Origin of the sequence: Lentzea sp. NPDC051838 (assembly GCF_040681245.1) — a bacterium.
Lineage (GTDB): Bacteria > Actinomycetota > Actinomycetes > Mycobacteriales > Pseudonocardiaceae > Lentzea.
In genome coordinates, this window is sequence record NZ_JBFAYI010000007.1 from 16,836 (window position 1) to 40,148 (window position 23,313).

30 protein-coding genes and 1 tRNA gene are annotated in these 23,313 nt (G+C 66.3%); 25 read left to right on the forward strand and 6 right to left on the reverse strand.

Features of this window, described 5'->3' with window-relative positions; all coding sequences use genetic code 11:
• The first annotated feature begins 238 nt into the window (after positions 1 to 238).
• On the forward strand, positions 239 to 1,486 hold the full coding sequence (locus AB0M24_RS18120) for a GNAT family N-acetyltransferase (RefSeq protein WP_363768357.1): 1,248 nt from the start codon (positions 239 to 241) through the stop codon (positions 1,484 to 1,486).
• Complete coding sequence (locus tag AB0M24_RS18125) at positions 1,483 to 2,733, forward strand: pentapeptide repeat-containing protein (RefSeq protein ID WP_363768360.1); 1,251 nt, start codon at positions 1,483 to 1,485, stop codon at positions 2,731 to 2,733. The genes AB0M24_RS18120 and AB0M24_RS18125 overlap by 4 nt, the downstream gene beginning before the upstream one ends.
• A gap of 47 nt (positions 2,734 to 2,780) precedes the next feature.
• Here AB0M24_RS18125 and aceE read toward each other — a convergent pair whose 3' ends face one another.
• The gene (gene aceE, locus AB0M24_RS18130) at positions 2,781 to 5,489 is read right to left on the reverse strand and encodes a pyruvate dehydrogenase (acetyl-transferring), homodimeric type (protein WP_363769307.1); all 2,709 of its coding nucleotides are present in this window, start codon (positions 5,487 to 5,489) and stop codon (positions 2,781 to 2,783) included.
• 371 nt (positions 5,490 to 5,860) lie between these two features.
• Here aceE and AB0M24_RS18135 point away from each other — a divergent pair, with 371 nt between their 5' ends.
• From AB0M24_RS18135 to AB0M24_RS18155, 5 genes are all read left to right on the forward strand, one after another.
• Positions 5,861 to 6,292 (forward strand): DUF3052 domain-containing protein, encoded by a 432-nt coding sequence (locus tag AB0M24_RS18135; protein WP_363768363.1) that lies wholly within the window; start codon positions 5,861 to 5,863, stop codon positions 6,290 to 6,292.
• An 80-nt stretch (positions 6,293 to 6,372) separates the two neighbouring features.
• The gene (locus AB0M24_RS18140) at positions 6,373 to 6,834 is read left to right on the forward strand and encodes a peroxiredoxin (protein WP_363768366.1); all 462 of its coding nucleotides are present in this window, start codon (positions 6,373 to 6,375) and stop codon (positions 6,832 to 6,834) included.
• 36 nt (positions 6,835 to 6,870) lie between these two features.
• Positions 6,871 to 6,945, forward strand: a tRNA-Val gene (locus tag AB0M24_RS18145).
• 181 nt (positions 6,946 to 7,126) lie between these two features.
• A complete protein-coding gene (locus tag AB0M24_RS18150; RefSeq protein WP_363768369.1) occupies positions 7,127 to 7,855 on the forward strand; it encodes a TIGR02391 family protein in 729 nt (242 codons plus the stop codon).
• A 360-nt stretch (positions 7,856 to 8,215) separates the two neighbouring features.
• Positions 8,216 to 8,905 carry a hypothetical protein gene (locus AB0M24_RS18155; protein ID WP_363768372.1) on the forward strand — a complete coding sequence of 230 codons (690 nt, stop codon included), beginning with the start codon at positions 8,216 to 8,218 and terminating at the stop codon, positions 8,903 to 8,905.
• On the opposite strand, the gene AB0M24_RS18160 is transcribed toward AB0M24_RS18155, so the two are convergent.
• The 3 genes from AB0M24_RS18160 to AB0M24_RS18170 all read right to left on the reverse strand — a co-directional run bounded on the left by AB0M24_RS18160 (position 8,886) and on the right by AB0M24_RS18170 (position 10,927).
• Positions 8,886 to 10,100, reverse strand: a complete 1,215-nt coding sequence (locus tag AB0M24_RS18160) for a cupin domain-containing protein (RefSeq protein WP_363768375.1) — start codon at positions 10,098 to 10,100, stop codon at positions 8,886 to 8,888. The genes AB0M24_RS18155 and AB0M24_RS18160 overlap by 20 nt on opposite strands.
• A gap of 263 nt (positions 10,101 to 10,363) precedes the next feature.
• Positions 10,364 to 10,690: a hypothetical protein gene (locus AB0M24_RS18165; protein ID WP_363768378.1), complete on the reverse strand. Its 327-nt coding sequence runs from the start codon at positions 10,688 to 10,690 to the stop codon at positions 10,364 to 10,366.
• Positions 10,691 to 10,696: 6 nt separating this feature from the next.
• Positions 10,697 to 10,927, reverse strand: a complete 231-nt coding sequence (locus AB0M24_RS18170; protein ID WP_363768381.1) for a hypothetical protein — start codon at positions 10,925 to 10,927, stop codon at positions 10,697 to 10,699.
• 255 nt (positions 10,928 to 11,182) lie between these two features.
• Between AB0M24_RS18170 and AB0M24_RS18175 the strand changes: the two genes are divergently transcribed.
• From AB0M24_RS18175 to AB0M24_RS18190, 4 genes are all read left to right on the forward strand, one after another.
• Positions 11,183 to 12,397: a helix-turn-helix transcriptional regulator gene (locus tag AB0M24_RS18175; protein WP_363768384.1), complete on the forward strand. Its 1,215-nt coding sequence runs from the start codon at positions 11,183 to 11,185 to the stop codon at positions 12,395 to 12,397.
• The gene (locus tag AB0M24_RS18180) at positions 12,394 to 12,924 is read left to right on the forward strand and encodes a flavoprotein (protein ID WP_363768387.1); all 531 of its coding nucleotides are present in this window, start codon (positions 12,394 to 12,396) and stop codon (positions 12,922 to 12,924) included. Before AB0M24_RS18175 ends, AB0M24_RS18180 begins: the two co-directional genes overlap by 4 nt.
• Before the next feature lie 242 nt (positions 12,925 to 13,166).
• Positions 13,167 to 14,057, forward strand: coding sequence for a hypothetical protein (locus AB0M24_RS18185; RefSeq protein ID WP_363768390.1), 891 nt, complete (start codon positions 13,167 to 13,169; stop codon positions 14,055 to 14,057).
• 5 nt (positions 14,058 to 14,062) lie between these two features.
• Positions 14,063 to 14,836 carry a hypothetical protein gene (locus AB0M24_RS18190; RefSeq protein WP_363768393.1) on the forward strand — a complete coding sequence of 258 codons (774 nt, stop codon included), beginning with the start codon at positions 14,063 to 14,065 and terminating at the stop codon, positions 14,834 to 14,836.
• A gap of 64 nt (positions 14,837 to 14,900) precedes the next feature.
• On the opposite strand, the gene AB0M24_RS18195 is transcribed toward AB0M24_RS18190, so the two are convergent.
• Positions 14,901 to 15,335: a helix-turn-helix domain-containing protein gene (locus tag AB0M24_RS18195; protein WP_363768396.1), complete on the reverse strand. Its 435-nt coding sequence runs from the start codon at positions 15,333 to 15,335 to the stop codon at positions 14,901 to 14,903.
• Between the two features lie 147 nt (positions 15,336 to 15,482).
• On the opposite strand from AB0M24_RS18195, the gene AB0M24_RS18200 reads away from it, so the two are divergent.
• The 5 genes from AB0M24_RS18200 to AB0M24_RS18220 all read left to right on the forward strand — a co-directional run bounded on the left by AB0M24_RS18200 (position 15,483) and on the right by AB0M24_RS18220 (position 19,040).
• Positions 15,483 to 15,854 carry a hypothetical protein gene (locus tag AB0M24_RS18200; RefSeq protein WP_363768399.1) on the forward strand — a complete coding sequence of 124 codons (372 nt, stop codon included), beginning with the start codon at positions 15,483 to 15,485 and terminating at the stop codon, positions 15,852 to 15,854.
• Between the two features lie 73 nt (positions 15,855 to 15,927).
• Complete coding sequence (locus AB0M24_RS18205; protein ID WP_363768402.1) at positions 15,928 to 17,124, forward strand: cytochrome P450; 1,197 nt, start codon at positions 15,928 to 15,930, stop codon at positions 17,122 to 17,124.
• A gap of 15 nt (positions 17,125 to 17,139) precedes the next feature.
• Complete coding sequence (locus tag AB0M24_RS18210) at positions 17,140 to 17,607, forward strand: GNAT family N-acetyltransferase (protein ID WP_363768405.1); 468 nt, start codon at positions 17,140 to 17,142, stop codon at positions 17,605 to 17,607.
• A gap of 104 nt (positions 17,608 to 17,711) precedes the next feature.
• The gene (locus AB0M24_RS18215; protein ID WP_363768408.1) at positions 17,712 to 18,005 is read left to right on the forward strand and encodes a hypothetical protein; all 294 of its coding nucleotides are present in this window, start codon (positions 17,712 to 17,714) and stop codon (positions 18,003 to 18,005) included.
• Between the two features lie 9 nt (positions 18,006 to 18,014).
• The gene (locus AB0M24_RS18220; protein ID WP_363768411.1) at positions 18,015 to 19,040 is read left to right on the forward strand and encodes a saccharopine dehydrogenase NADP-binding domain-containing protein; all 1,026 of its coding nucleotides are present in this window, start codon (positions 18,015 to 18,017) and stop codon (positions 19,038 to 19,040) included.
• Between the two features lie 100 nt (positions 19,041 to 19,140).
• Here AB0M24_RS18220 and AB0M24_RS18225 read toward each other — a convergent pair whose 3' ends face one another.
• Complete coding sequence (locus AB0M24_RS18225; RefSeq protein WP_363768414.1) at positions 19,141 to 19,347, reverse strand: CsbD family protein; 207 nt, start codon at positions 19,345 to 19,347, stop codon at positions 19,141 to 19,143.
• A 182-nt stretch (positions 19,348 to 19,529) separates the two neighbouring features.
• On the opposite strand from AB0M24_RS18225, the gene AB0M24_RS18230 reads away from it, so the two are divergent.
• Genes AB0M24_RS18230 through AB0M24_RS18270 form a run of 9 tightly spaced genes read left to right on the forward strand, consistent with a single transcriptional unit; the run spans position 19,530 to position 23,313 of the window.
• The gene (locus tag AB0M24_RS18230; RefSeq protein WP_363768417.1) at positions 19,530 to 20,087 is read left to right on the forward strand and encodes a sigma-70 family RNA polymerase sigma factor; all 558 of its coding nucleotides are present in this window, start codon (positions 19,530 to 19,532) and stop codon (positions 20,085 to 20,087) included.
• Positions 20,078 to 20,617, forward strand: a complete 540-nt coding sequence (locus tag AB0M24_RS18235; protein ID WP_363768420.1) for an Asp23/Gls24 family envelope stress response protein — start codon at positions 20,078 to 20,080, stop codon at positions 20,615 to 20,617. Before AB0M24_RS18230 ends, AB0M24_RS18235 begins: the two co-directional genes overlap by 10 nt.
• A gap of 4 nt (positions 20,618 to 20,621) precedes the next feature.
• Positions 20,622 to 20,969 (forward strand): Asp23/Gls24 family envelope stress response protein, encoded by a 348-nt coding sequence (locus tag AB0M24_RS18240; RefSeq protein WP_363768423.1) that lies wholly within the window; start codon positions 20,622 to 20,624, stop codon positions 20,967 to 20,969.
• Positions 20,963 to 21,256 (forward strand): hypothetical protein, encoded by a 294-nt coding sequence (locus tag AB0M24_RS18245; RefSeq protein ID WP_363768426.1) that lies wholly within the window; start codon positions 20,963 to 20,965, stop codon positions 21,254 to 21,256. Before AB0M24_RS18240 ends, AB0M24_RS18245 begins: the two co-directional genes overlap by 7 nt.
• Positions 21,257 to 21,313: 57 nt before the next feature.
• Positions 21,314 to 21,754 (forward strand): Asp23/Gls24 family envelope stress response protein, encoded by a 441-nt coding sequence (locus tag AB0M24_RS18250; protein ID WP_363768429.1) that lies wholly within the window; start codon positions 21,314 to 21,316, stop codon positions 21,752 to 21,754.
• An 11-nt stretch (positions 21,755 to 21,765) separates the two neighbouring features.
• Positions 21,766 to 21,942: a hypothetical protein gene (locus AB0M24_RS18255; RefSeq protein WP_363768432.1), complete on the forward strand. Its 177-nt coding sequence runs from the start codon at positions 21,766 to 21,768 to the stop codon at positions 21,940 to 21,942.
• 2 nt (positions 21,943 to 21,944) lie between these two features.
• Positions 21,945 to 22,262, forward strand: coding sequence for an Asp23/Gls24 family envelope stress response protein (locus AB0M24_RS18260; protein WP_363768435.1), 318 nt, complete (start codon positions 21,945 to 21,947; stop codon positions 22,260 to 22,262).
• Complete coding sequence (locus AB0M24_RS18265; RefSeq protein ID WP_363768438.1) at positions 22,259 to 22,777, forward strand: DUF6286 domain-containing protein; 519 nt, start codon at positions 22,259 to 22,261, stop codon at positions 22,775 to 22,777. The genes AB0M24_RS18260 and AB0M24_RS18265 overlap by 4 nt, the downstream gene beginning before the upstream one ends.
• Positions 22,774 to 23,313, forward strand: coding sequence for an alkaline shock response membrane anchor protein AmaP (locus AB0M24_RS18270; RefSeq protein ID WP_363768441.1), 540 nt, complete (start codon positions 22,774 to 22,776; stop codon positions 23,311 to 23,313). Before AB0M24_RS18265 ends, AB0M24_RS18270 begins: the two co-directional genes overlap by 4 nt.

Consider the following 23,313-nt stretch of genomic DNA (forward strand, 5'->3'; position numbering starts at 1 on the left):
GCGGTGCGGCCTCGAACCCCCTCGGCTTCCAGGTGACGCAGGAACGCGTGCACGGTCTTCGTCCACGGCTGGGGCCGGATGGTAGACAGTCGACCGTCGACGGTCGGCGGGATTGGTGTGGCCGAGATCGGCGAGGCGGTCGTAGGGATCCTGCATACCGGCAACCTAGGTCGCCGACGGTTCCGGGCAACTGACATATCGGTCGCGGTCGATCTCGGGCCCGTGATCCGATGGCGCGATGCGCGTCGAGCAGTACTCCTACTTTGCCCTCAAGAGCCTGACGGTTCCCGCCGCCGAGATGACGCGGCGCCTCGGCCTGGAGCCCGACAAGGTCCTCGTGCGGGGCAGCAGGAACCCCGAACGCGACGTCCCCCGCGTGCACGCCTGGGAGATCGTCCGGAGAACCACCGAAACCGTCGACGAACAGATCCAGCACCTCGTCGACCGGCTCCTGCCTGTCCGCGACGAACTGGTGCGCCTCACCGCCGACCCCGAGATCGAGGCGGTGATGCAGGTGGTGCGCTACTTCAACCACGACGGCGACGCCGAGTCGGAGCGGGCGCCGGTTGGCTTCGGGCTCGAGCCGCAGACCGTCGCGTTCCTCGCCGAGGTTCGCGCCTGGATCGACTTCGACGAGTACGACCACGTCTACCCGCCCGACGAACCGTTGCGGGAGATCAGCGCGGGCCTGCTGGTGAGCATGGAGCAGAACCTCGCCGAACACGCCTGCCACCTGCACCGGCACCTCGGGCACGCGACCGTCGTGGAGACCGATGACCTGCTGATCGCGGACAGCGGCCTGGACGACGACACGTTCAACATCGTCGCGTCGGCCCGGTTCAGCCCGGAGCACGCCGCGGGACGCGTGGTGGAGACGGTGAACGTGGTGAGGCCGACGGGCAGGCGCTTCTCGTGGTGGGTCGGGCCCGCGTCGACGCCTGGCCTCGGGTCGGTGCTGAAGCAGGCGGGCATCGCGGCCGCGGAGACGGAAGCGGCGATGTGGATGGACCTCACCGACGCCGCCCTGCCCGAGCCGGGCGTCGACGGGCTGGAGATCCGGCGGGTGACCACCGAAGCGGAGCTCGCGGACTACGCGGCTGTCGTGGCCGCGAACTGGGACCCGCCCGCCGCCACGGTCCGGCAGTTCTACGCCGACGCGGCACGGCACGCGTTGCGGAGCCAGGCGCGGTACCTCGTCGGGTACGTGGACGGGCGCGCGGTGTGCGCGGCGGAGGTCTTCCTGCACGCGGGCGTCGCCGGGATCTACAACATCGCGACGCTCGCCGGAGACCGCCGGCGTGGCTATGGCGGCGCGATCACGTTGGCCGCGTTGCACACCGCACGAGCAGAAGGCTGCCGTACGGCCGTGCTACAGGCCTCCTACGACGGTGAGCCCGTCTACCGGCGTCTCGGATTCACCATCGCCGGTCAGTTCACCGAATACGCCCTCGTTCCGGGTGGTGGAGACGGCACGCTGTCCGGGTGAAGCTGTTCTCCCCGGCTCCTCAGCAGCCCGTGAACCCCGTCCTGCGTCCAGTAGCGGTGTTCGTGTGGGCTGCGGTCGCCCTGGCCGTCACGGTTGCGCTGACGGCCTTCCTCGCACATCTGTCCTACCGCGCGGACCCGCAACGTCTGGGCGGGCTGCTCGACGTCGTGCGGATCGGACTCAGCGTGGGGGTCGGCACAGGAGGCCTGTTCGCTCTCTGGCTGGCGACGAGGCGGCAGCGCTCAGCGGAGCAGACGCTGGCGTTGCAGCGTGAAGTGTCGGACACGACTGTCGTCGACAGCACCGAACGCCGGATCACCGACCAGTACAGCAAAGCCATCGAACAGCTCGGCCACGAGAAGGCCGCGGTGAGATTGGGCGCGATCTACTCACTCGAGCGACTCGCACAGGAACATCCCGGGCATCGGCAAACCGTGGTCGACGTCTTCTGCTCGTACCTGAGGCTGCCGTTCGACGTGCCGACCGGCCGGAAGAACGCGGAGTACCGGCGTCGGCTGACGTCCGACGAGTCCAGGGCCTTCGCCGAACTGGAGGTCCGCCACACGATCCAGGAGATGCTCTGGACGCATCTGGGCGACCCCGATCAGCGAGAGGTCGGATCGAAGCGCTGGCCGGACATCGACCTGGACCTGTCGCGCGCCATCCTGGTCGACCCGGTCCTGCGGCAGCTCAAGGTGCGCGATTTGAAATGCGAGGGAACGGTCGTTCACGGGATCGCGGACTTCCGCCATCTCCGAGTGACGGGCTTCGCCGCGATCGGGGGTGCGCGATTCCACGGCCAGGCCCTCTTCTCCGATGCCGTGTTCGCCACGCACTTCGGTCTGATCGACTGTGATTTCGCCGCCAGAGCCGACTTCAGCGGGATGAAGATCCCAAAGCTGTCCGTAAACCTCCTGCGCAGCCGGTTCCGCGGCGAGGTCGACTTGAGCGGCTGCACACTGCACAACCTCGGGGTGAACGACTGCCGGTTCGAGCGGGACGTCGTTCTCACCGGCATTTCCTGCGGCGCGTTGTTGATCTTCAACAGCGACTTCCGCGGCAGGCTCTCGACACAGCGACTGGAGTTGACCGCCGGGATGTCGGTGGGGTGCACGTTCCGCGTTCAGCCCGAGCGGCATCAGCAGATCGTGCTGTTCGACAGCCTCGAGAAGAACGAGGCCGCGCGGCGCATCAGAGAGCACTTCGAGATCGAGCTCCCGGACACCGACTCCGTGACAACACGCTGAGAAGGGCCGCCCCGCGCGTGCGGGACGGCCCTTCGGACGAGATCTGACTACGCGAGGCCCGCGTCGCCCGTCGACGGGCCGGCTGCCTGCACGTCGTCGATGCGGTACTTGCGGGCCGCCTCGACGACCTTCGACTGCTCGACCTCGCCGCGCTTGGCCAGGGCGGCCAGCGTGGCGACGACGACGGACTCCGCGTCCACCAGGAAGTGGCGGCGGGCGGCCGGGCGGGTGTCGGAGAAGCCGAAGCCGTCCGTGCCCAGGGTCGTCATGTCGGTCGGCACGTACGGGCGGATCAGGTCCGGGATCGCCGACGCCCAGTCGGACACGGCGACGACCGGGCCCTGGACGTTCTGCAGCACCTGCGTCACGTACGGCACGCGCGGCTCGGCGTCCGGGTGCAGCAGGTTGTGGCGGTCGGTGTCGACGGCGTCGCGGCGCAGCTCCGAGTACGAGGTGGCGGACCACACGTCCGCGGAGACGCCCCACTCGTCGGCGAGCAGCTGCTGGGCCTTGAGAGCCCACGGGAGGCCGACGCCAGAGCCGAGGATCTGCGCACGCGGGCCACCCGTCGCCGGGCCGTCCTGGTACTTGTAGAGGCCGCGCAGGAGGCCTTCCACGTCCAGGCCCTCCGGCTCGGCGGGCTGCACGTACGGCTCGTTGTAGACCGTCATGTAGTAGAAGACGTTCTCGGCGTTCTCGCCGTACATCCTGCGCAGACCGTCCTTGACGATGTGCGCCACCTCGAACGACCACGCCGGGTCGTACGCGATCACGGCCGGGTTCGTGTGCGCCAGCAGGAGCGAGTGGCCGTCGGCGTGCTGCAGGCCCTCACCGGTCAGCGTGGTGCGGCCCGCGGTGGCGCCGAGCACGAAGCCGCGCGCCATCTGGTCCGCCGCCGCCCACAGGCCGTCGCCCGTGCGCTGGAAGCCGAACATCGAGTAGAAGATGTAGATCGGGATCATCGGCTCGCCCTGCGTCGCGTAGGACGTGCCGACCGCCGTGAACGACGCCGTGGAACCCGCCTCGTTGATGCCCTCGTGCAGGATCTGGCCCTGCTCGGACTCCTTGTAGGCGAGCATCAGGTTGGCGTCCACCGAGGTGTACGCCTGGCCGTTCGGGTTGTAGATCTTCTGCGTCGGGAACATGGAGTCCATGCCGAACGTCCGTGCCTCGTCCGGGATGATCGGGACGATGCGCGGGCCGATCTCCGGGTCCTTCGCGAGGTCGCGGACGAGGCGGACGAACGCCATCGTCGTGGCGACCTCCTGCTTGCCAGAGCCGCGCTTGATGCCGTCGTAGACCTTGTCGCCCGGCAGCACCAGCGCCTTGGACTTCGTGCGGCGCTCCGGCACGAACCCACCCAGCTGACGGCGGCGCTCCAGCATGTACTGGATCTCCTGGCTGTCCTGCCCGGGGTGGTAGTACGGCGGCAGGTACGGGTCCTTCTCGAGCACCTCGTCGGAGATCGGGATCCGCAGGCTGTCGCGGAAGCCCTTCAGGTCGTCGAGGGTCATCTTCTTCATCTGGTGCGTCGCGTTGCGGGCCGCGAAGTGCGGGCCGAGCGAGTAGCCCTTGATGGTCTTGGCGAGGATGACGGTCGGCTGGCCGACGGTCTCGGTGGCCGCCTTGTAGGCCGCGTAGACCTTGCGGTAGTCGTGGCCGCCGCGCTTGAGGTTCCACACCTCGTCGTCGGTCATCGGCTCGACGAGCGCCTTCGTCCGCGGGTCGCGGCCGAAGAAGTGCTCCTTGATGTACGCGCCGTCGTTCGCCTTGTAGGTCTGGTAGTCACCGTCGGGCGTGGCGTTCATGAGGTTGACGAGCGCGCCGTCGCGGTCGGCGTGCAGCAGCGCGTCCCACTCGCGGCCCCAGACGACCTTGATGACGTTCCAGCCGGCACCCCGGAAGAACGACTCCAGCTCCTGGATGATCTTGCCGTTGCCGCGCACCGGCCCGTCGAGGCGCTGCAGGTTGCAGTTGACGACGAACGTGAGGTTGTCGAGCTGCTCGTTCGCGGCGAGCTGCAGCAGGCCGCGCGACTCCGGCTCGTCCATCTCGCCGTCGCCGAGGAACGCCCACACGTGCTGGTCGGACGTGTCCTTGAAGCCGCGGTCGCGCAGGTAGCGGTTGAACCGCGCCTGGTAGATCGCGTTCATCGGGCCGATGCCCATCGAGACCGTGGGGAACTCCCAGAAGTCCGGCATCAGGCGCGGGTGCGGGTACGACGGCAGGCCGCCACCCGGACCGGCGTGCGAGTACTCCTGGCGGAAGCCGTCGAGCTGGTGCTCGCTCAGGCGACCCTCGAGGAACGCGCGGGCGTAGACACCGGGGGAGGCGTGGCCCTGGATGAAGACCTGGTCGCCGCCGCCGGGGTGGTTCTTGCCGCGGAAGAAGTGGTTGAAGCCGACCTCGTAGAGCGACGCGCTCGACGCGTACGTCGAAATGTGGCCACCGACACCAACGCCCGGCCGCTGCGCGCGGTGCACCGTCATCGCGGCGTTCCAGCGGATCCACGCGCGGTAGCGACGCTCCACCTCCTCGTCACCGGGGAACCACGGCTCCCGCTCGGTGGGGATGGTGTTGACGTAGTCGGTGCTGGTCAGAGAGGGCATGCCGACGTGGTTCTCACGCGCACGCTCCAGCAGACGCAACATCAGGTACCGGGCCCGCTGCTGACCGCCACCCTTGAGCACCTCGTCGAAGGACTCCAGCCACTCGGACGTCTCTTCGGGGTCGATGTCCGGCAGGTGCGCGGCCATGCCGTCACGAATGACACGTACCCGCTCGGGGCCGGTGTTCTGCGGGCTCAAGGTGTCTCCTCGGCTTCGTTGGCGGTACCTCGCGTTGGCCCGGAAACCGTGCCACGCGCTCCTATCGTTGTCCTTGCGCGACGACTTCGTCACCGCTACTGATCGGTAGTTCTGGATCGTGTCGCTCACGCGCGCGCGATAAGAGGTATGTAGAGCGTGCCTCATGCCAGTGTAGGGATCTCCACAGGGGTCCCTGTTACGGCGTGTCACGTGGTCAACAGTTGCGCCGGAGGTAGCTGACAGTGTTCGCTAGCCGGAGTAACGGACTTGGCGGCAGTCTTTGAGGCTGTCGCTCTTGCGTAGTTGGAGGAGTGAAAACCGTGGTCGCCGCGGAAGACGCCGGCAAGATCGGCGTCGCCGAGAAGCTCGGGATCGAATCGGGCATGGTCGTCCAGGAGCTCGGCTGGGACGAGGACGTCGACGACGCCCTCCGTGCCGCCGTCGAGGAGCAGATCGGGGGCGACCTCCTCGACGAAGACGCCGACGAGACTGTGAGCACCGTGCTGCTCTGGTGGCGAGAGGACGACGGCGACCTGGTCGACGCTCTGCTCGAGGCCACCGGTGTGCTCGCCGAGGACGGCGTGATCTGGGTTCTCACCCCGAAGACCGGCCGCCCCGGCCACGTGGAGCCCTCGGACATCGCCGAGGCCGTCCCCACCGCCGGCCTGTCGCAGACGTCGAACATCAGCGTGGCCGACGACTGGGCCGGCACCCGCCTGGTGTGGCCGAAGTCCGCCAAGGCCAAGCGCTGATCCCACTTCGGTAGGGTTGATCCACGGGCGTCCTGTCTCGCCCGTGGATTCGTCCTGGTCAACCTCCGAGGGGTTCTCGCATGGTGGTCGTGGGTTCCGAGGCGCCGGACTTCACGCTCAAGGACTACAACAAGCAGCCCGTGACGTTGTCGTCGTTCCGCGGCAAGAAGAGCGTTCTCCTGGTCTTCTACCCGTTCGCGTTCAGCGGCATCTGCGGCGGCGAGCTCTGCCAGCTCCGCGACGAGATCGCGGTGTACGAGGACGAGGGCGTCCAGGTGCTCGGCATCTCCGTGGACACCCCGTTCGCCTTGAAGGCGTGGGCGAACCAGGAGGGCTTCGGGTTCCCGCTGCTGTCGGACTTCTGGCCGCACGGAGCCGTGGCTTCGTCGTACGGCGTGTTCAACTCCGTGGCGGGCATGGCGTTGCGCGGTACGTTCCTGATCGACGTCGCCGGTGTCGTCCGCTTCGCCGAGGTGAACGCGCCGGGTGAGGCTCGCGATCAGGACGCCTGGAAGAAGGCCGTGGCCTCGCTTCAGGCATGATGTAGCTGTACCCCTGTGCTTGCGGGCGCGGGGTTGGGGCGTGTAGCTCAGCGGAAGAGCACTCGGTTTACACCCGAGCGGTCGCAGGTTCGATCCCTGTCGCGCCCACCAGCCAGAACGGCGCCTCTGAGAGCGTCGGAGGCGCCGTTGACATCACCGGTTGACATCAGTCGGGCTCTGAAACCCGGTCCGTCCAGGCCTCCAGCCGCTGTTTCGCCTCATCCAGCACCTGGCTGTAGATGTCTGCTAATGCCGTGGTGTGGCCCAGTGCAGCAGCCATACGATGCCGTTTATGCAGACGCGTGCCGCCGTAGAGAACTTGAAGTCGCTCAGGGAGGAAGCGGAGCAGCAGGGGATTCAGCTCAAGCCGCCTGCGAAGCTCGCATCCTGGAGAGGGCGCGTCCAGACGGTTCTGACGCGTGCCTTGGGTGCGGATCACCACGCGACAAAGGCGTTTATGGACGTCAGGTACGCGCCTCGTGCGGTGACTTCGAGCAGTACCCAGAGCTACTTTGACAATGCCTTTCTTAGTGGGCTGGCTAAAGTTACCGGGATAATTGATGCTGCAATCTTTGAACTTGAGCTTGCGGGCACCAGTGACGACGCGGTGGACGAAACTGCATTCGACCCTGATTTGTGGTCGCATGTTCAAAGTCACGTTCAGGGTGAAGAATGGCAGAAGGTTGCAAGTCAAACCGCAATTTTTGTTGAAGATCGAGTTCGGCAGTGGTGTGGGAACCCTACTGGCTCCAGTGGCGAAGCGCTCGTGGGCAAGAGGTTGTTCTCCACAGTATTTGCCGATGCCGGTCAGTATCGCCTTGGGAAGCAGGCGGGCGAATGGGAGGGGTGGCGCGCGCTAGGTATGGGGTTCGCTCAGGCGCTCAGCAACGTTGATCGGCACAACATTCAGAAGCGGCCTGATGCAAAGCGATACGCTTTTGGTGTGCTGGGGCTGGGGAGTCTGATCCTTACGCAGCTTCGTCATCAGCATGGTGACGACCTTGTTGTAGATGGCGAGTAGCAACTCCAAAGGGTTTCAGAGACGCCGTTTCGACTGACGGAGTCGGTTGCGGGAACGGCACCGCGAGCAGGGTGTAATAGGTGCCGTCCCTATTCGCCTCGGTCCCGCTGATCTCGGTACGTCTTGAACACGTTCTTCGCGGCGTCTGTCGCCGGAAACTCCTCGTCGACTGGCATCCATTGGTCCTCGTCGTGCTCCTGCAGCATGCGCTAGTATTTGCGAGTGGCTATAGACCTCCGAACGTATTCCTGTGATGACGTCATCGACCGTGTGCAGAGGACCTTGGATACGACCTTTGATGCCAGCACGGAAGTACGGAAGCGGCGCTCACTGGGCTTCCGTACTAACCGCGGTACATGGGTGCGCATTGAGGTTCGAGGTGTCGATCGCATCGGTGGCCAATGCTGGGGGATTGAATGCGCTTCAGTTCTCAAGGGCGTCGCCATGCCTGCTTGGCGTCAAGGCGTTTCCTGGATTGACCACGAACGCGGCGTCATGTGGCGGACTGACGAGACCGAGTGTGTTTCGGACCAGGCTGTGAAGCTCGGCGGCACCCTCACCACGGCGCCGGACCTATCCGAGTCGTGGTGGCAGACCTTCTCTAGCTCCATGACGGAACTGGCCGCCCACACCACGACCCGGACGGCCACCCCTCACCTGCAACCCATCTCGCAGGACCGCTTTAGCGACACCATCCACCAGGTCTTTCCCGACGTGGACGCCCAAATCACGGAATGGCGGGTGGCTCACGCCGATCTCGCCTGGGGCAACCTCACCGCCCCGAACTGCTACTTCCTCGACTGGGAAGACTGGGGCATGGCACCCCGCGGCTTTGACGCCTCAACGCTGTGGAGTGCGTCGCTTGCCGTGCCCGAGCTGGCGGACCGCGTGTACCGGGAATGTCAGGCCGAGCTTGACAGCCCCACCGGCAAGCTGGTGCAGCTCTACCACTGCGCTGAGATCATGGCCGCCCCCGCCGGCTACGCCGGGCCGTTGCTCGAACCAGCCGAGGCTCGGGCAGCCGAGCTGGTTAAAGAGCTTCAGGGGTAAGCAAGCCGTCATATCCGGCTGCGAGCTCGGGCGTCACCTCGGCGCAGACACCCTCGCGGATGAGCGTCTCAGCGATGGTCATCGCGTCGAGGCTTGTCATCGCAGCCACCTTGTCAATGAAGACCGGCCTGCCGCACGTCAACAGCTCAACAGCGGGCAACGCCTTGCTGGCAAAGGTAATGCGCCGCGTAGCCGCGGCCACGACCACGCGATCGCCGTCCTGCTCGATGTGTGGCGGGAACTCTGTCATGCAGACGACCGCGAGTGGCGCGCCGAAGAGCCCGTGCGTCATGACATGGCGAGCGCTGGACAACTGGTACTCCCGCGCAGACAGGAAGTCGTCCAGCGAGTGGGTGGCGGCGAGTCTCACCGCCATGTCGGTGAATGCCAGCTGTTGCTCTTTGCGCGTGCCGGCCGTGCCCCAACGGTCTACGTCGTGGCGCATCAGCTCGGCTTGGCGCGACTCGTCGGCAATCCAGGTGAAGTAGTCAACGCCGGTGCGCTTGGGGAACCCGAACGTCAGATGCAGACTGAACCCGTCCCCACGCTGCTGCCGCGTGGCCTGATGCCAGTAGCCGCGCGGAATGTGCATGACCTCACCGGCTTGGAGCGTGCCCTTCCACACGATCTCGTCAGTCGGCGTGGGGTTCGGCACGGCGTCGCGGTACATCGGTACGGGCCGCGACAGGCCACGCACTTCCCAGGACTTCTCTCCGGCCACCTGCACGATCACGACGTCGTGGTCGTCCCAGTGAATCTGGAACCCTGCCGCGCTGCCGGTGGTGAGGTAGGCGTTCACCTGCACCAGTTCGCGGGACCACCATTGCAACGCCCGGCAGGCGACTTCCAGCGTGGCGTCGTAGGCGTTCACGCCATCGAGCACCAGCGTGCAGCCGTCCCGAAGCAGGATGCCGAGCCGTTCCATGTCGACCATCTGGATGGCCTCGGCGCGGCGCATCGCCCGTGTGGTCAGATAGTTCTGCGGGTGTACATAGTCGCCGTCTTGCAGGCAACTGATGCGAGCGGCGGTCAGGCTGCGCCGCATGATGAGGTCGAGGAGACGGGTAGGTGTGAGCAGTCGCCCGCACAGGTCGCGATCTGCGAGCTTGCCTCGGGCGAACGTGTCGCCGAGTTCTGTCGGGCCGTCCCAGCACAGCGCCTTCTCGATGGCGCCAACCAACCGATGATGGTTCATAAGAGAGTCCTCCGGCTTAGCAGGAGGGACCCCGCTGTGGGCAGAAGCGAAGTCCCTCCTGGACATGCGAGTGCGAACTAGTGAGCTGGCGGTTTACGGATCGCGCGTGTCGCCCCAGTCGCCCTGCGCACCATCGGACAGCTGCACTTCCGTGCGGTCCTGGACGATGGGCGTCCGCTCGACCGTGAGCACCAAGTCTTCGGGTGCGGACATACGTCACCTCCCTTCGGTTTGCTCGGATTGGTCCCATCCAGACAGATGGCTTATGTGCGAGCCGGATTCACTGGCCAGCTCGGCGGCGTGTCAGTGCGCAGCGCGAGGAGTTGTCCGGCGACCTCGGCGAGCTTTCCCTTGTCGCGAGCCAGGGCGGCAGGCGGAGCGAAGGGCACCGCGGCACTGAAGCTGTCCTGGAGCTGCGCCCGGACGGTTAGGTGGTCGAAGTGTCCGTGCCACACCTGCACCACGTCGATTACGTGCCCCGGCAGGAAGCGGTGAAGGTGAAGCCCGACGAAGTAGCCGTCCGGGTCGAGCAATGGCACGGCCCGGTATCCGGCTTCCGCACGCAGCCGCTGCAACAGTTCGTCTTCCACAGCGCTTCAGAATCCTTCGCGCAAGCGGTACGCCAGCCGCAGGTGCGCGCATGGCCACGGCTCAGGACAACGAGCGCAGACCTCCTTGTCGCCGACCTGCTTTGGCACGTGCAGGAGGAAGGCCAGCACCGTGAGGCCGTACAGCTGTACCGGCTCCGGCAGATCGGGCTCGGCAGGTTCTGCCGAACTGTCCTTTTGCCTGGGGTGCAACGTAATGACTGCCGCCAGGGCTGTCATAGGGATCGCCACCTGTTCACGCTCGCGACTCGAAGAAGCTGGGTGACACCCGGCGGCGGGGACTCAACCGCCGCAGACGAGCGAGGGAGTGTCAAGCGGGCTGCTCGTCTGCGTTCGGGGAGAGGTTTTGCGTCAACCCGACGCCGGATGCCGACAGAGACGTTAGGGCGACGGTGCGTGACGGCTTGTACAAAATGTGTGACCAGCAGGTCGGTAGAGTGAAATCGTCCTCACCAGGCACAGAAGGAGGTGAGCATGGAGCCAACGGATGAGCACATCGGTGCCCGCGTGCGGTACTGGCGGGAGCGGCGGAAGCTGCCGCGCAAGCAGTTCGCCGACATGGTGGGCCGCTCCACCTCGTGGCTGGACAAGATCGAGTCTGGCGAGCGGGAGCTGGTGCGCCTGCCCATGATTGAACGCGTCGCCGAAGCACTCGGGATTGATCCGGCCGTGCTCACCGACGAACCTTCCGCCCAGCGGGCGCAGCAGTGCGTTGACGCCTGCGAGGTCCAAGCTATTCGCCGGGCACTGGCCGCGTATCCGGGTCTCAACGCTGGGGCCTCAGAAGAGGTCGACCTATCGAGAGTTGCGGCTCAAGCGTCCTATTTGGACCATGCCTGGATAACCTCACACTTCACCGTCGTTGCCCGACATTTGCCGACCCTCATGGCCGAGGCGCAGATCGCCGTGCAAACGGCATCCGATGCTGACGAAGTGGCGGCAAACCGGGTCTTGGTGACGACCTACCGTCTGGCCTCGTCGATGCTGCTCAAGTTCGAAGCCAACGACATCGCGTGGCTGGCGGCCGACCGGGCGATGCATACGGCCATGTACGCGGGCGACACCTGGTCGCTTGCCCGAGCGACGCGCAGCGTGGCCCGTGCCATGACCAGCATCCACGAGCAGAACCAGGCAATTGCCACACTGCTGGCGATGGCGGATCAGATGCGGCATGAAGTCAGCGACAATGCCGAAGAGCTGCTGTCGCTCTACGGCATGTTGTATCTCGCCGCCTCGATCACGGCCGCGGGGCAGGAGGACGCTGACCTCGCGCGGGATATGCACGATGCGGCTATGGCTGCAGCTCGTCGCTACGAGCCGCACTACAACGACCACCACACGTTCTTCGGGCTGACCAACACGCAGATTCACCGAGTAGCAGCACTGGTGCGGCTGCGCGAGTGCGGCCAAGCGCTGGAGTTCGCCGGGACGATCAGCCCTGGTGCAGTGGCGGCACTGTCGGCTGAGCGGCAGTCGAACTACCTGCTCGACCTCACCGAGGCGCACACCGGCGCTGGCAACTACGGCCAGGCAGTGCGGATGCTCGGCCGAGCCGAGCAAATTGCTCCAGAAGAAGTCCGCTGCCGGCCGTTGGCGCATGGTCTGCTGCGGTCGCTGCTAGGCAACACCACCGGCGAGCCAGCACGGCTCGCGCGTCAGATGGCACTGCGAGCGGGAGTCGAAGCGTGAGCGCACCGGTTCTGTACCTCATGATCTGCGGCGCTGGTCCCGCCGACCATGTTGATCGCATGGTGAAGCTGGCCCAGGCGGATGGCTGGGACGTGTGGTGCATCGCCTCGCCGTCCGCCATCGAGCACTTCCTCGACCTCGATGCACTGGAAGCCCTGAGCGGGCACCCTGTACGTACGGGTCACCAGCGGGCCGGACAGCCGGCGTTGCCCAAGGCCGCGGCAGTCATCGTCGCGCCTGCTACCTACAACACGATCAACAAGTGGGCCGCAGGCATCGCTGACACCTACGTGCTGACCCAGTTGGCCGAGCTCACCGGGCTCGGCGTGCCGATCGCGGTGCTGCCGTTCGTCAACACGGCCTTGGCGAACAACCGGGTCTTCCATCGCAGCGTCGCCGAGCTGCGCGAGTCCGGCGTGACAGTGCTGTTCGGCGAGGGCGGCTTCGTGCCGCACCCGCCCCGAACGGGTGGCAAGGTCATGGACTCGTACCCGTGGCAGGCGGCGCTGGACGCGGTGAGGGGCTAGTAGGTCGTAGCTCGTCTCAAGGCGGCGTTCCATCGGCCGCAGCAAGCCGAGAGGACCTGAGAATTCTTCAGGTTCTCGGCATTTAGTGACAAAAAGTGGCCATTTTCTCTAGTCTACGGCCGCGGCTTCGCTTGGCACACATTTGTTACTAGCGAGTTGGATGGTTGAACCAATGAGGCCATTGCCATCATTGGCGGGAGTAGTGATGTAGTACATCTCGACACGATGTACTGTGGCCCGCCATGAACGACATCGTGCAGCCAACCAAGATCACCATCTCGGGGCGCGTTGGCTTCGAGCAAGAGATCACCGCCAGCCAGGCTGCTCAAATCATTGCTTTCATCGATCAAACGGGGCCTGCGGCCGGTGTATCCGCCTCCGTCTTTCCGCTAGTGACACCGTCGTCGTCGCCACCCAAAATGATCGCCGCGCTGTCAGTCGGCCCTGCGCTGAGTCCACGTGAAGCACTCGACGCTTCGGGTGCGAAGACCAACGCCGAAAAGATCGTGGCCTTCGCGCTATGTATAGCGCAGGAAGGTGACAAAGACACCTTCAAGATCGAGGACATCAAGCCACTTTTTCGGCGGACGAGGGAAACTCCACCCAAGAACTTTAGCCGCGACCTAGCGGTGGCCATCCGGGCGGGTTGGGTTGTCGAAACGGATGTAAAGAATGAATACTTCATCGCCTCGAAGGTGTCAGACGTCCTCGAGGTGGGATTTGAAGGTCTTCGTTCGCCTCGCGGCAATGGCACTAAGATCCGCGCGCCGAGGGGGCGTCAGTCGAATGGAAAGCCTTCACGCAAGACTGCCGCCGAGGTGCCGGAAGCCTTCAAAGGCATTGAGGCAATTGAGCCCGTCCTCGTTGGCGTCATCGACTTTCATAAGCTGACGAAGCAGGTCGAAAAGTTTGTGTGGACGGTCTACGCTGCAAAGCAGTGGGGCGTGTCGGCGGTGAGTAATCAGGAAGTTGTTTGGCTTAGCGACAAACTGGGCGACTGCATCCCATCGGGAAGCATCACCAAGACTTTCCAAAGTCTTCATAAGGCTGGCTACTTGAACCGCACGCTGCATGAGCACAAGATTCGGATCACGTCGAAGGGCGAGGAGTACCTGAAGGCGCTGGAGAAGTGACAGGGATGCTGCCCGAGGAGCTGACCACCGAACTCGCCAAGGCAATTGATCCCAAGCTCGCTGTACAGCTAGTGGAAGAGGCGGTCTCGCTTGAAGAAGCCTTCCTCCTGAAGCAGTGGAAGTATACGGAGCTGGATGGCGGTCGGTTCGCAGAAGTCGCCGCTCGAATCGTGTATGCCGTTGACTCCGGGAATGTCGCGCTTACCAAGGGTGTTGATGACTGCCTGAAGTATGTCGATAATACCCAGGTTACGCATAGCTTCCCTGAGAACCAAGCGGCGATTCATCTTGCGAAGGTCATTCGCTCCATTTACAAGTTGCGCAGCCAGCGAGGTGCGGTGCACGTATCGCCTACTTACACCGCCAACGAGATTGACTCACGACTGATCGTCGAATCGGCTCGCTGGGTACTTGCTGAGATCATCCGCATCTTCGTGCAGTCGAACCGGGAACTGGTGGCGGAGGCGATCCGCAACCTCGCGCGGTTTCCGCAACCGCTCATTCGTAAGTATGGGGAGGTGCCGCTGTTGCAGTCAGTGTCCTTCACGACCGAGGAAGAGGTACTAGCTCATCTGCTCTACGCAGAAGGAGGCCTCCCTGTTGGTGAGCTGATCTCGGCCATCCCGAAAGATCAGTCAGGCGTGCGACGTGCGCTAAAGAAGCTATCGTCGGCCCAATGCCGACAGGTCGCCCTCAGGGGTAGCCGTTGGTTCATCACCGATCTTGGTATTGCTCGGATTGAAGGAAGGATCGCCAAGGAAGTTGCAAGTGGCCAGTAGCGCGGGCTTCATACCGCAGACTCGGCGGTCGAGGATTTCCCCGCCTGGCGCATAGTTGGAGCGCTCATCGGCGTCGCCGCCCAGGTGGTCGCATCGTCACCCCAGTCTCGCGGAGGTACCTCTGGATCGTGCTGTCGCTGAGCCCATACTGCTTGGCGAGGTCCTCCAGGGTCGCTCCTGCCTGGTAGAGCTTGGCGGCTTCATTGATCTGGTCTTGCCTAAGTGTTCTTGCCTTTGTGTCGATGCCCCGTGCCTTGATGTGAAGGCCCGCCGTCGACCTGTGGATGTTGTACCTCCGGGCGAGCTGTTGCACGCTCCACCCCTCCCGATACGCCTCGACCAGCTTGCTGATTTCAGCCGGCTTCAGCTGACGGGCCGTCTGGCAGTCGCGCTGGACGGGCGGAGGAGCTTGATTAACACTGCCACCCCAGGTCTTGGCCAGGTCCAGTAGCCGCTGTACCGGGCGGTTCGGCATGGAAAGGGCCTCAGTCGCGCCCACTTCACCTCAGGGCCTCTCGACGACGATTGATCACAGTGTGTGGTTGCAGGACCACCGGTGAAGATCTGGAACGGGCCGGGGCGGTGCCGTATTTTGTACGGGTTGTCGGGGACGTTTGGGCCCGCCTCCTCCTAAGGACGACTACCTGTGAAGCGCAAGGCCAAAGCCGCCAAGCCCGTCCCCTCCACCGTCTCGCAGGAGCAGGTCAAGCTGCTCGCCCTGGCGGAACAGGGCGGCGTGCACCGCGGCGCCACCAGCTGGTACCTGGAGCACCGGCCGGCCAAGCAGTGGGACGCCGAGGACCTGGAGATCCTGCAGCGGCGCGGCTGGATCACGTGGGAGCGGCCTGATCGGGCCATGGACCACGGGATGGCGGCTCCTGTCGACATCACGCCGGAGGGGCGCGCGGCGTTGCAGCACCACTTGCCGCACCACGTTCACGGGCGCAAGGCCATTGCCGCGCCGCCGCCGCGGATGCCCGCCGTGGAGACGATCAAGGTGCTCGACGCGCTCCAGTGATCGGAACCGCCGGTTGACCCTCAGGCACGCCGGAGTAGAAACGGTGGGGAGACTCTTCTGAGGGGGCAGAGCCATGTCTGACGGGTTGGCCGGCGGCGATTTGCGCGCGCGTGAGCACCATCGGATCGAGGACGACGCACGGGCAGCGGGGCCACTTCACGACGCGACGCGGCCTGACGGGGTGCGCGTGCAGGTGGTCACGGTGGGGCTCGAGCTCACTCGCAAGTTGCTGGCGGACAAGCGTTTGTCGAAGGACAGCGCTTCGCTCGAGCGTGAGTTCCAGCGCCAGCTCGCGGAGAACGGCAGCTCGACCGAGCTCGGCGGGTTGTTCGGCCCGAGCATGCTCAACAGCGACAACCCGAAGCACGCCCGGCTGCGCGGCCTCGCGGTGAAGGCGTTCAACGCGGAAGCCGTGCAGCTGCTCGCGCCGCGCATCGAGGAGATCGCGAAGCACCTCATCGACCGGCTGCCCGTGAACGAGGAGATCGACCTCGTCGAGACACTGGCCGTGCCGATGCCGATGCGCATCATCGGCGAGGTCCTCGGCGTGCCCGAGAAGGACGGCGCGCGGGTTCGCGAGTTGATCGAGACGTTGATGTCGATGGATCCCGAGGTGTCGCTGCCGGCGAGCGGTCAGCTCGCCGGGTACTTCCACGGCCTGCTGACCGGCGACGAGCTCGACGAGGGCTCGCTGTTCGGTGCGATGGTCAAGGCCGACGACAACGGCGACCACCTCACCAACGACGAGCTCATGGCGATGGCGTTCCTTCTCGTCATCGCGGGCCACGAGACGACGGCCGCGCTCATCACGAACGTCGTGCACGACGCGTTGGACAACGAACTGTGGGAGAAGACCGCGGCCGACCCGGACCTCGTGCCGCTGCTCGTCGAGGAGACGCTGCGGCACAACTCTCCGGTTCGTAACGCCACCCATCGCATCGTCACCGAGGCGATGGAGATCGACGGCGTCGCGGTTGCGGAGAACACGCTGCTGCTGATCAACCTCGGCTCCGCGGGACGCTGCCCGGTCGCCCACGAGGACGCCGCGCAGTACCGGATCGACCGCTCGACGACCTCGCACGTGGCGTTCGGGCACGGACCGCACTTCTGCCTCGGTTCGGTGCTCGCCCGCCTGGAGACCGAGATCGTGCTGCGCGAGCTCGTCACCCGGTTCCCGCGCACCACCTACTCCGGCGACGAGCAGCCCCAGGTGACGGACAACGACATCATGGCCAGCTCGAAAACCCTTCCCGTGGTGTTGCGGCGCTGACCTACGCTGGCGTGCGTGGAGATCATCCGTGGAGGACCGGAACACGTCGACACGGCCGCGCTCATCTGGGCGCACGCGGTGAAGGTCAGAGACGGCTACGACGAGGTTCCGTCCCTTGAGGAAGCGCGTCCCGGTATCGAGAACGCGCTCGCGAACGAACCATCGCTGTTGCTGCTCGCGGTCGAAAACGGTGCTGCGGTCGGCTTTCTCGCCGGAGGTCCACAAGGGACAGCGACGGCGTACATCAACTACGTGGGCGTGCACCCCGACGCGTGGGGCAGGCGTGTCGGCGAGGCGTTGCTGCGCGCGCTGCCCGATGCACTGGCGCACCACGGATACACGGACGCCCAACTGTTGGTCTACGTCGACAACACGCGTGGCGTTCGCCTCTACGAGCGCCTCGGATGGATCAAGGTCGGCGACCCGGCGCCGCATCCGCGCAACGGCCGAGTGGAGCAGCGCTACTCGTTCTCCGTTGCATAACGCATACAAGGGCGCGGGAGCGTTTAGCCGGGGGTTAGGGGATCAACCCCAATGCGGCTGACCAGGGCTATCCCCAAGTCCATTTGAGACGTAACTTTTGTTCCATGTCAGTGCGCACCTTCGCCGTCGTGGTCGGTCTCGCGTTCCTTCTCGGTGGAGGTGCGATCCTGTTCGTGATGCTGGCCGTCGAGGCGCCCAGCGGTTCGCTCATCCCGTGCGGCAACGGTCTGGGCTTCGGGTTCGACGAGCCGGCGGCCGCCGCGGTCGGTCAGGCCTATGTGGACATCTGCGCCGATTTGAGGCATCGCAGACTGCTCTGGGCGTTGCCCGTGATCGGGGTGGGCGCACTACTGCTGATCGGCTCTTTGGTCTCTTCCCGCAACGCTACTCGCCGGTAAGGTCGCGGCATGACGTGGATGGTCTACGGCGCCAACGGCTACACCGGACGCCTCATCGCCGAGCTCGCGGTCAAGCGAGGGGAACGGCCGATCCTCGCGGGTCGCTCGAAGGAGAAGGTCGAGCCGATCGCCGGCGCGCTGGGGCTCGAGCACCGCGCGTTCGACCTCTCCGAGGCGAAGGCGCACCTGGAGGACGTCGACGCTGTCGTGCACTGCGCCGGCCCGTTCGCCCACACCTCGGACGCGATGGTCGACGCCTGCCTCAAGACTCGCACCCACTACCTCGACATCACCGGCGAGATCGACGTCTTCGAGTCCATCGGCCTCCGTGACATCGACGCGCGCAAGGCCGGTGTCGTGCTGTTGCCCGGCGCCGGGTTCGACGTCGTCCCCACCGACTGCCTCGCCGCGATCCTGTCGAACGCCCTGCCCACCGCGACGCACCTCGACCTCGCGTTCGTCGTCGGGGGAGGAGCGAGCGCGGGCACCACCAAGACCTCCGTCGAGGCCGCCGCCGTCGGTGGCCGGGTCCGCGAGGACGGCGAGCTGAAGAGCGTCCGCATCGGACACCGCCGCCGCACCGCCTACTTCCGCTCCGGACCGCGTGAAGTAGGCAGTATCCCGTGGGGCGATGTGTCTACTGCATACCGTTCGACCGGTATACCGAACATCACGACGTTCACGATCGTGCCCGGCGTGCTCGGGCAGCTGCAGCAGGTCTTCGCGCCCGTGCTGCAGGCGCCGCTCGTGCAGAACGTCGCCAAGACCGTCGCCGGCAAGGTCAAGGGACCCGACGAGCGCAAGCGCGCCAACACCAGGGCCGAGGTGTTCGGCGAGGCATGGGACGTCAAGACCAAAGTCGAGTGCGCGATCACCACCCCGAACGCCTACAGCCTCACCGCGGACTCCGTTCTGCGCGCCATCGGCAAGATCAACGGCGTCGCGCCCGGATCGCATACACCATCCAGTGCGTTCGGTGCCGACTTCGTGCGCGAGCTGGACGGCGTCGTCGCCAGCGAGCTCCGCTTCACCTGACCTCACCTGTTTCCGCTGGTCAGGGCAACTAATATATCAGTTATGCAAAAGACGTTTGCGGACGTCCGCAAACGTCTTTTGCATAAGCGGGCAGTGAGCGTCACTTCTTGAGGTGCTTGGCGACGCTGTCGACGGCCCCGCCGACAGCGTCCTTCACCTTCTCCACGCCGTCCTTCAGAGCGGCCTTCGCCTGATCCGCGCGGCCCTCGTCGGCCAGCTGCTCGTCGCCCGTGAGCTCGCCCGCGGCTTCCTTGGCCTTGCCGCCGAGGTCCTCCGCCTTGTTGCCGATCTTGTCCGACAGCGACATCGCGTCCTCCTGAACTGAGTTTGTTGACGCGTTGTCGACACCCGCGGCCGGGCTGTCGTCACGCACGTTCGTGTGAAACCCCGCGTGAGCGTGATCACCGATGGGAAATCCGAGAACCGCGTGACGTTCCGCGACCGAACGTGTCCATCGGGCGACGAAGCAAATTGGGCGGGGGTGTGCGCATGAGCGTGGCCGAAGCAGCCGCACTCGACGACGCCACGCTGGTGGCGAGGTCCCGTGACGGCGACATGCATGCCTATGAGCAGCTTGTTCGCCGTTACCAGGGGCCGATGTACCGGCTGGCGTTGCGCATCGTGGGCAGTTCCGGTGACGCCGAGGACGCGGTGCAGGACGTGTTCCTGACCGCGTGGCGGCGGCTCGGGCAGCTCAACGACGACGGGGCGTTCCTCGGCTGGCTCTACCGCACGACCACCAACCAGTGCCTGAACGTGCTGCGCAAGCGCAAACCGCACGCCGACACCGAGCTCGACGAGCACGAGTCGCCGGCGCCGCGCACCCGGCCCGAACGCGCGGTAGAGGTGAACGCGCAGCTCGACGCACTGCAAGCCGCACTGCGCGACCTCACGCCCGAGCAGCGGGCGTGCTGGGTGCTGCGCGAGGTCCACGGCCGGTCGTACGACGAGATCGCCGACGTGATCGGCACGACCCAGCAGGCGGTGCGCGGCCGGCTCGCGCGGGCGCGGGCACAACTCGCGGAGGTGATGGCGCCGTGGAGGTGACGTCCGACTACGACCTGCCGTGCGGGCGGGACGTCGAACAGGTCTGGGAGTCGATCGACCTCTCGGACGGGCACACGCGGTCGTGCCCGCACTGCGCGGCGGTGCGGGAAAGCCTGCTGGTGCTGCGCGCGGCGACCGAGGAGATGGCCCGCGAGGAGGTCGAGCCGCCGTCCGACCTGGTCAGCAGGGTGATGTCGGCGGTGCGGGCCGACGTGCGCCGATCTGACGTGGTGCCGCTGCCCGGTGACGGCCTGGCGCGGGTCAGCACGCGGGCGGTCGCGGCGGTGCTGCGGTACGCGGCGGACGGGGTCGCCGGTGTGCGGGCGCGGAGATGCCGGGTCGCCGAGGCGCCGGAGTCGACGCACGCGGATCCGGTGATCGAGGTCGAGCTCGACATCGCGATCACCACGGCGGTCACGCCCGAGGCGTTCGAGGAGGTCCGGCGCAGGGTGCTGGCCGCCGCCTCGGCGCGGATCGGCGTGCGGCTGGCCCGCCTGGACCTCGTCGTGTCCGACGTTCTCGAAGGGTGAGCGAGTGATCGAGACGGTCGTGTCCGCCCCGGTGGTGGCGGCGATCGCGGTGCACGCGGCCGAGCGGGTGGCGGGCGTCCGCGTGCAACCGGGTGTGGCGGGTCTGGTGGGTTCGGTCGTGCGGGTGGCGCGGCAGCAGATCAAGGGACTGCGGCCCGCACCTGTGGAAGGCGTGCGGGTGCGGTGGGCCGGCGCGGCTGTGCTGCTGGAGGTGGACGTGGTGATCTCGGGCGAGGACCAGGCGGCGGCGGTGGCCCGTGCGGTGCAGCGGTCAGTGCGGGCGCTCGTGCCGGAACTGGCCGGTGTCGAGGTCGAGTCGGTGCTGGTGACCGTGGTGGACGTCGCATGGTGATCGTCGCGGAGTTGTTGAAGGCACTGGAAAAGGTGGAGAACCTGCGGCCGTCGGTTCCGGAACCCGGCCGGTCGTGGGTCCCGTGGGACGTCGACGTGCTCGCCGTCGACGTCGACGACGACCTGGTGTGCGTGCGGGTCGTCGCCACCGGCCTGCCGTTGCGGCTGGCCGAGGCAGGGGCGGCGCTGCGCCTTGTTCTTGTTGGCACGCAATGGGAAAGCGCGACTCTGCGCGTTGTTGTGACCGATGTGGACAAACGTGCCCTCGATCACCTGAACGGGTCGTGACGAATCGCTGGAGAGCGGTGTCTCTCTGATGTGAACGCTTCGAGGAAAGGGGTTGCGATGAGCACGCAGACTGCGGAGAAGAACGGTGTGCAGGCTGGAAAGCTGGTGACCGACAAGGGATCGACGGCCATCGCCGACGTCGTGGTGCAGAAGGTCGCCGGTCTTGCCGCACGGGAGATTCGCGGCGTGCACGCACTGGGCGGCGGGGCGACGCGGGCGCTGAGCGCGTTGCGTGACCGCATCCCCGGCGCCACCGCGAGCGCGGGCCAGGGCGTGTCGGTCGAGGTCGGCGAGAAGCAGGCCGCGGTCGACCTGGAGATCGTGGTCGAGTACGGCGTGCCGATCGCCGATCTCGCGAAGTCGGTGCGCGGCAACGTGATCACCGCCATCGAGCAGATCACCGGCCTGGAGGTCGTCGAGGTCAACATCAACGTCAACGACGTGCACATCCCGAGCGACTCGGCGGGCGACGAGCCCGAAGCCGCTCGCGTGCGGTGAGAGGAAACGCCATGACCACCACCGCACTGGGTCTGCTGACCGGGCTGACGCTCGGCCTGGCCGCCGCGTTCGGAGGCTTCAGCGCGTTTCTGCTCGTGCTCGTCTTCGGCGGACTCGGCCTGGTCGCGGGCCGGGTCGCGGAGGGCAAGCTCGACCTCGCGCAGCTGCTGGGCAGGGATCGGGACTGACGATGACCACATCTCTCGCTGTGCAGCCGGGCTTGACCACCGTCGCGGATCGCGTGGTGGGCCGGATCGCGGGACGTGCCGCGCTGGAGGTGGCGGACGTGCTGGGCGCCGCGGTCACCGCACGGGTGACCGGTGGAGTGACAGCGCTCGACGCACGTCTCGACCTGCGGTACCCGGCACCTGTCGCGTCGACCGCCGCTCGGGTGCGGGCGCACCTCGTCGAACGGGTTCGCGCGCTCACCGGGTTGAGGGTGTCGGTCGTGGACGTCTCGGTCGGCGTGTTGCAGGCCGGGGTGGCGCCGACGCGGAGGGTGCGATGACCCGCCGTTCCCGCCGCGCTCTGCCAGCCGCGATCACGGCGTTCGTCCTGCTGGCCGTCTCGGCCCTGGTCGCGGCGTGCGCGATCCAGCTGATCGTCGGTGAGACCCCGCTGCTGTCGTACGACGTGTTGGCGGCGGGCTTGCACGACATGACGTGGTCGGCGCCGGCAGTAGCGGCCGCGGGCGGGGTCGTTGGTGCCGTTGGGCTGCTGTTGCTGTTGGTGGCCGTGGTTCCTGGACGGGCCAGGACGGCGGCACTCGACCCGCACACCTCGGTATCGGTGCGTGGCCTGCGCAACGCGCTGAGGTCGGCCGCTCAGGTCGACGGCGTCGAGTCCGCGGTGGTGAAGGTGGGACGCCGTCGCGTCAAGACTGTCGTGCGCACCCGGCGTGCGGTCGTGGACGGCCTTGCGGATGCCGTCCGCACTTCGCTGGATCACCGGATCGGCGAGTTCGCCCTCGTTCGCCCGCCTCAGGTGCTGGTGCGGGTCAAGACGTCGAGGAGCCCGTCGTGAACCGCGTCCTGCTTGGCCTGCTGGGGGTGCTCCTGCTCGGTACAGGAGGTGCGGTGCTCGCCGTGCACCTCGGGTTCGTGCCCCAGGTCGATCGTGGTGCCGCGGTGGTCCCCGGTACGGCTCTGCCTCCGGCGTGGGTGCTGGTCGTCGTCGCGGCCGTGGCCGTCGTGATCGCACTGCTGTGCTTGCGGTGGCTGGCCGCCCAGGTGCCGCGCCACCGGAGCACGACCTGGCGCTGGGCCGGGGACGCCGGGGTCACCCGCCTGAGCACGGCCACGGCCACCGCGCCGTTCACCGCGGAGGTCAGCGCGTATCCCGGGGTGCGCAAGGCCGAGGCGACGCTGACCGGTCCGCGCACCGCCCCGAGTCTCGCCCTCGTCGTCCGCGCCCACAGCGACGCGGATCTGCGTGGGATCCGTCGCCGCCTCGACGACGAGGGCCTGCCACGCCTGCGGGAGGCGCTGGAGACGCCCGGCCTCCAGGCCGTCGTGGAGTTCCGGATGGCCTCGTCGAAGATCGACGCGCGAGTGCACTGA